Source organism: Nocardioides sp. BGA-UO-ETr-FS32, assembly GCF_059567905.1.
The window spans coordinates 81,058-87,567 of the sequence record NZ_JCAQOX010000002.1; the positions used below are offsets into that span (position 1 = coordinate 81,058).

6 protein-coding genes are annotated in these 6,510 nt (G+C 72.1%); 4 read left to right on the top strand and 2 right to left on the bottom strand.

Features of this window, described 5'->3' with window-relative positions; translation table 11 throughout:
- Positions 1 to 7 precede the first annotated feature (7 nt).
- Entirely contained in the window at positions 8 to 1,120 is a 1,113-nt protein-coding gene (locus AC57BS_RS00810) for a hypothetical protein (RefSeq protein WP_496409653.1), read from the bottom strand.
- Between the two features lie 69 nt (positions 1,121 to 1,189).
- Positions 1,190 to 1,786, bottom strand: coding sequence for a TetR/AcrR family transcriptional regulator (locus AC57BS_RS00815; RefSeq protein WP_496409654.1), 597 nt, complete (start codon positions 1,784 to 1,786; stop codon positions 1,190 to 1,192).
- On the opposite strand from AC57BS_RS00815, the gene paaK reads away from it, so the two are divergent.
- The 4 genes from paaK to AC57BS_RS00835 all read left to right on the top strand — a co-directional run bounded on the left by paaK (position 1,785) and on the right by AC57BS_RS00835 (position 6,429).
- Positions 1,785 to 3,140 carry a phenylacetate--CoA ligase PaaK gene (gene paaK / locus AC57BS_RS00820; RefSeq protein ID WP_496409655.1) on the top strand — a complete coding sequence of 452 codons (1,356 nt, stop codon included), beginning with the start codon at positions 1,785 to 1,787 and terminating at the stop codon, positions 3,138 to 3,140. The two genes, AC57BS_RS00815 and paaK, sit on opposite strands and share 2 nt — an antisense overlap.
- Positions 3,141 to 3,342: 202 nt before the next feature.
- On the top strand, positions 3,343 to 5,457 hold the full coding sequence (locus AC57BS_RS00825; protein ID WP_496409656.1) for a DEAD/DEAH box helicase: 2,115 nt from the start codon (positions 3,343 to 3,345) through the stop codon (positions 5,455 to 5,457).
- A gap of 99 nt (positions 5,458 to 5,556) precedes the next feature.
- Positions 5,557 to 6,027, top strand: coding sequence for a DUF5709 domain-containing protein (locus AC57BS_RS00830; RefSeq protein ID WP_496409657.1), 471 nt, complete (start codon positions 5,557 to 5,559; stop codon positions 6,025 to 6,027).
- Positions 6,028 to 6,105: 78 nt separating this feature from the next.
- Positions 6,106 to 6,429 carry a hypothetical protein gene (locus AC57BS_RS00835; RefSeq protein ID WP_496409658.1) on the top strand — a complete coding sequence of 108 codons (324 nt, stop codon included), beginning with the start codon at positions 6,106 to 6,108 and terminating at the stop codon, positions 6,427 to 6,429.
- Positions 6,430 to 6,510: the final 81 nt, after the last annotated feature.

Sequence of the window (6,510 nt, forward strand, 5' to 3'; positions counted from 1 at the left end):
CCCCCGGTCAGCGCGCGCTCGGCGCGACCGGCTGCCCGCTCCCGCCCTTCGAGCTCCCCAGCGCGCTGACGTCGACGCGCAGCACCTCGGGCGCGAGCTCGTCGACCCTCCGGACGGCAGCGAGCACGAGTGCGGTCGCGAACGGCGAGGGCTGCCGCTTCTGCCCGAAGGAGTGACCCTCGAACCCCCGGTAGGTCGAGCGCGGCGTCACGGTCGCGTCGGTGGAGACGTTGTAGGCCAGCAGGCAGGCCGTGACCTCCGCGAGCGCCCGCGCCTCCGGGCCGGAGGGATCGGCCCGCCACAGCTCGGGGAACCGTCCCAGGGTGTCGACGACCCCGTACGAGCCGTACCAGGTCGGCGGCCACTTCACCGTCTTGAACTGGACCCCGTGGCCGAACTGGTAGGGCTTCTCGGTCCCGCGCTCGGTCCAGGCGCGCAGCACCACGCGGGCGGCGGGCAGCAGGCCGTCCGGTCGCTCCGCGGGCGGGAGCCGGGAGAAGGCGCGCAGCGCCTGCAGGGTCGCCATCGGGCAGACGGCGTCGCGCCGACCGGGTCCGCGCCACCCGGTCACCGGGTGCGGCACGCACGGCCAGGCGCGGCCCTGCGCGGTGTCGGTGAGGTCGGCCGCTGCCCGGACGAGGGCCGCCTGCACGCGGTCTTCCTGCCGGCGTCCGAAGCGGACCAGCACGTCGAGCACGGGGTGCGCGTCGCACAGGAGCGCGCCCCACACCGGGGCCGCGCCCGGCGCCGCCGCCCCGAAGGACGGGAAGCGCCCCGACTCCTCCTGGTGGGCGAGCATCGCGTCGAGCAGCACGTCGACCTCGTGGAAGTCCCCTGCCTGCACGCCCATGTCGGCCAGCAGCCCGAGCAGGTGCGGCCCGAAGGACGGGCTCTGGTGGCCCGAGAGGTGCTGGTCCACGGTCCAGTCGGGGAGCCGCGCGACGATCGACCTCGTCGCCGGGTCCGCGACGACGTCCCGGTGCGCACGGCGTACGTCGTCGTCGCGGGGGCCGGCCCCGAGCAGGCCGGTCAGCACGACCCAGCGTGCCGCGGGCTCCGTCGACGACAGGAGCCACGGCAGCGGGTCGGCGCCGAGCAGGTCGCGCCAGTGGTCCGTCATCGTGGTCCCTCCACTCCCTGACGCTAGGTCGTGGACCAGCGGGAGGGCAGGGTCGAAGGGCCCCGGGAGTCAGTCCCCGTGCCGCATCAGCCCGTCGAAGGCCAGCGTCGTGACCGTGTCGGCGAGGGCCTCCGCGTCGCTGTCGTCACGCAGCCACTCGGTCATCGAGTTCACGGTGCCGAAGAGCAGGCGGCTTGTCAGCAAGGGGTCGACGTCCGCGCGGATGGCGCCGGCGTCGGCGGCCTCGCGCACCATCTCGGCGAGCCGGTGGTCGATGTCGCGGCGGCGTGCCAGGGCCTTCTGCTCGGCCGGCGTGTTGCCGCGCACCCGCAGCAGCAGGGTCACGGCCGGCAGGTGCTCGGCGAGCACGACCACGCTGCTGCGCACCGCCGCCCGCAGCCGCTGCTCGGGGGAGTACGCCGGGTCGGCCCGCACCCTGTCGAGCGCGGTCGTGAGCTCCCCGAGCGCCTCGTCGACGGCCAGCTCGAGCAGGTGCTCCTTGCTGGTCACGTGGTGGTAGATGGCCGACTTCGTCAGCCCGAGCTCGCGCGCGAGGTCACCCATGCTCGTGGCGTCGTAGCCTTGCCGGTTGAAGAGGTCGATCGCCACACGCAGCACGCTCTCCTGGTCGTGGCCCGGCCGGCCCCGACGTACGCGCTCTGACATGGATGAACGTTCTCACGACCCGCTCCACGATCCGGAGGACCACACCGTGCTCGACCTTGCTCCTCGGCCCGGCGACCTGGACCCGATCGAGACCGCACCGGTCGAGGACCTGCGCGCGCTCCAGCTGACGCGGCTGCAGTGGTCGGTGCGGCACGCCTACGACAACGTCGCCCACTACCGCCGGGTCCTCGACGCGGCCGGGATGCGACCGGACGACGTCACCGCCCTCGACGACCTCGCGAGGCTGCCGTTCACGACCAAGGCGACGCTGCGCGACAACTACCCGTTCGGGATGTTCGCGGTGCCGCGCGAGGAAGTCGTACGCCTCCACGCGTCGAGCGGGACGACGGGCAAGCCGACGGTGGTCGGCTACACCCGCGCCGACCTCGACATGTGGGCCGACGTGGTGGCTCGCTCGATCCGCGCCGCTGGCGGGCGGCGGGGGATGGTGCTGCACAACGCGTACGGCTACGGGCTCTTCACCGGTGGCCTCGGCGCGCACGCCGGAGCGGAGCGCCTCGGCTGCACCGTCGTGCCCGTGTCCGGGGGGATGACGCAGCGGCAGGTGCAGCTGATCCTCGACTTCGAGCCCGACGTGATCATGGTGACGCCGTCCTACATGCTCTCGATCATCGACGAGCTCGAGGCGCAGGGTGTCGACCCTCGCTCGACCTCGCTCAAGGTCGGCATCTTCGGTGCCGAGCCGTGGACCAACGACATGCGCCGGGAGATGGAGGAGCGCACCGACATGCACGCGGTCGACATCTACGGCCTGTCGGAGGTGATCGGTCCCGGCGTGGCGAGCGAGTGCGTCGAGACCAAGGACGGACTGCACATCTGGGAGGACCACTTCTATCCCGAGGTCATCGACCCGGTGACCGGCGAGGTGCTGCCCGACGGCGAGGAGGGCGAGCTGGTCCTCACCACGCTGACCAAGCAGGCGATGCCGGTCATCCGCTACCGCACCCGCGACCTGACCCGGCTGCTGCCGGGGACCGCGCGCAGCATGCGACGGATGGAGAAGATCACCGGCCGCACCGACGACATGATCATCCTGCGCGGGGTCAACCTCTTCCCGACGCAGATCGAGGAGATCGTCCTGCAGATCCCGACGCTGTCGCCGCACTTCCAGTGCCACCTCGACCGCAGCGGGAACCTCGACTCGCTCACCATCCGCGTTGAGCGGCGCGACGCCACGACCGACACCGAGGCGGCAGCGGCGCAGGCCGAGCTGGCGCGGAGGATCAAGGCCTCCATCGGCGTCACGGTGGCGGTCGAGGTCGTCGACGTCGCCTCGATCGAGCGCTCCGTCGGCAAGATGCGCCGGGTCGTCGACCACCGTCCGGCGCGCTGACCGGCGGATATTTACCGCCATCGGCCGGCGGCGGGCTACAGTGGACGCAGCGTTCCAGACGCCGTGCCGCTGTGATCACCCCAGATCCGCCGGCCACCGCGCACCTGGCGCCCGCTCCACACCTCCACGCCGTGGCGTTCCGGCCCGAGCCGACAGTGGCTCGCCGGCTCCACGACGCGTACCCCACGTCCGGGAGGACCCCTTGGCCCAGCGCCAGCGCCAGCGCGGCGGACGCCGCACCCCTGCTCACGCCCGCCACAAGGACAACGAGGGCATCGTCCCCGTCCTGGCGCGTGCGGTGCGCGAGCTCGAGTCCGCCGTGCAGCGCGGGCCGCTCGCGCCGGGCCAGCGGGTGCGCTTCCAGGTGGTCGCGCTGCTGGTGCGCGAGCACCGCAGCGACGTACGCGCCTCCGCCGAGCTCACCGACGCACAGAAGGCCGACGAGCTCAAGCGCCTCGACGGCATCGCGACGATCCTCGCCAAGACCGCCACGCGCGACCCCTCGCTCTTCGCCCTGCTGTCGGAGGAGGCCGTCGTCACCGACAGCGCCCGCGACCTGCGGCTCGAGATGCTTCGCAAGGCCGGCGTCGAGGTCGTCCCCGACGAGCCCAAGCCCGACGACGAGGCCGGCCCCGGCCTCGGCGAGCGCCGGGTGATCCCGCAGTCGGTCGTGCAGCACCAGCTCGCCAACCCGTTCCTCGTGCCCGACTTCGACATCGGTCGCGAGCGCCGCAGCACCCACGGCCGGCTGGCCACCTGGGAGCTGCTCGGTCCGCTGTTCCGCTCCTTCGAGCTCGGCGGCTCCTCGTCGTGCATGGAGCTGCCGGAGGCCACCTCGCTCAACGCGCCGGGCAAGCTCGAGCTGATGCCGCACCAGGCGCGGATGATCGCCGCGGCCGCCGAGGGGCACCGCACCTTCCTCCTCGCCGACGAGCCGGGCCTCGGCAAGACCGCCCAGGCGCTGCTGGCCGCGCAGGCCGCGAACGCGTACCCGCTGCTCGTCGTGTGCCCCAACGTCGTCAAGACCAACTGGGCCCGCGAGACCGAGCGGTGGACCCCGCGCCGGCGGGCGACCGTGATCCACGGCGACGGTGCCGAGGTCGACGCCTTCGCCGACGTCATCATCGTCAACTACGAGATCCTCGACCGCCACGTCGGCTGGCTCGGGACCTTCGGCTTCCGCGGCATGGTCGTGGACGAGGCCCACTTCATCAAGAACAAGACCTCCCAGCGCTCGCGCCACGTGCTCGAGCTCTCCGAGAAGCTGCGCACGCGCACGGCACGGCCGCTGCTGATGGCGCTGACCGGCACCCCCCTCATCAACGACATCGAGGACTTCCGCGCGATCTGGCAGTTCCTCGGGTGGATCGACGACAACAAGCCGCTCGCGCGCCTGATGGAGTCGCTGGACGAGACCGACCTGACGCCGGCCGACCACTCCTTCTACCCCGCCGCGCGCAAGGCCGTCATCGACATGGGCATCGTGCGTCGCCGCAAGGTCGACGTCGCCGAGGACATCCCCGCCCGCCGCATCGCCGACATCCCGGTCGAGCTCGACGACGAGGACACCCGCTCGATCCGCGCGGCCGAGGAGGACCTCGCCCGACGGCTCGTCCAGCGCTACAAGGCGGCGCTCGAGGCGCGGCGTACGGGCTCCGTCGTCGACGGCATCGACCACGAGCTCGTACGCCGGGTGGCGACGTGGGAGCGCGAGGAGATGGACTCCGGCACCGGCGGGGAGAACGTCTTCTCGATGTTCCGCCGCATCGGCCGCGCCAAGGCCGGCCTCGCCGCCGACTACGCCGCGCAGCTCGCCCGCAACGTCGGCAAGGTCGTCTTCTTCGCCCGCCACGTCGACGTCATGGACATCGCCGAGGACACCTTCACCCGCCGCGGGCTCAAGCACACCTCGATCCGCGGCGACCAGACGCCCAAGGCTCGCGAGAGGGCCATCGAGGCCTTCGTCAACGACCCGGACGTCCAGGTCATCGTCTGCTCGCTGGCCGCGGCCGGCGTCGGCGTCAACCTCCAGGTCGCGTCCAACGTCGTGCTGTCCGAGCTCTCGTGGACCGACGCCGAGCAGACCCAGGCGATCGACCGCGTGCACCGCATCGGCCAGAGCGACCCGGTCACCGCGTGGCGCATCATCGCCGCTCAGACCATCGACACGCGGATCGCCGAGCTGATCGACTCCAAGGCCGGCCTCGCCGCCCGGGCGCTCGACGGCTCCGACGAGGAGGTCTCGTCCTCGGCCAACATCCAGACCGAGGCCTTGGTCGCACTGCTCACCGATGCGCTGGAGCGCGAGCTCGGCTGACACCCTGCCGCTGGTTGAGCAGCGAGGCACGAGCGTGTCGACACCAAGGCACCCCTTCGGCACTTGTCCGCGGCTGCTCGGTCCGGTAGTCCTGATGGCATGAGTGAGGACCGCGAGACCTACGGCGACATGTCCGTCGACGACGAGGACCAGCTGCAGCCGGGGGACACCCTGGACGACGGTGACCTCGAGGACGTCCTCGATCGGGGATACTCCCCGCCGGACCGGGCGCCCAAGGGCTACGACGACTACCCGACCGAGGCCGAGCGCCGCCAGGGGGAGTCCCTCGACGAGAAGCTCGCCGAGGAGGAGCCCGACATCGACCCCTACGCCGAGGACGACGCAGACGACGACCGCGAGGACGAGAACGCCCTCGACGAGCAGCTCGGCCTCGACGAGGCCGACGAGCGCACCGGCCGGCTGGTCGCCCCTGACGGGGGCTTCGGCGAGGACGTCGACAAGCAGGAGGTCGCGCTCGACGTCGGCGTCGACGGCGCCGGTGCGTCCGCCGAGGAGGCGGCCATGCACATCACCCGCGAGCCCGAGCCGCCGGAGGCCGACGAGCTGTAGTCGTGGGGTTCTTCGGACACCTGGTCGCCTCGCGCGCTGCCCCGGGATCGGCCTTCGCCGAGGCCGAGCCGGAGCCTGGTGACTGGCCGCAGGGCCTGCACGTGTGGCGGGTGCCCGAGCGGTTGGGGCCGGCCTCTCCCCGAGGAGGTCGCGGCCGAGCAGGACGCCGAGTGGGAGCGCATGGCGGCCGCCTACGCCGAGCAGGTACGCGCGCTCGGACTGACCGGTGACGGCGCCGCAGAGGCGTGCCGCGACTGGGCGTACGCGAGCAGCCTCGAGCCCGCACCGGTGGACGTCGTCCGCGCAGCGCTGGAGACGCACGAGCTGATCGTCGAGAACACGTTCCTAGGGTTGCTCCGCACGGCGAACTCAATCGGTTGTTGCAACTCGATCGTGAGGTGAGAGGTTGCGGCGCATGCCGGGAGTGAGGTTGACCGCGAATCAGCGGTTGGTGATTGAGCGGGCGTATCTGGCGGGGCTGGA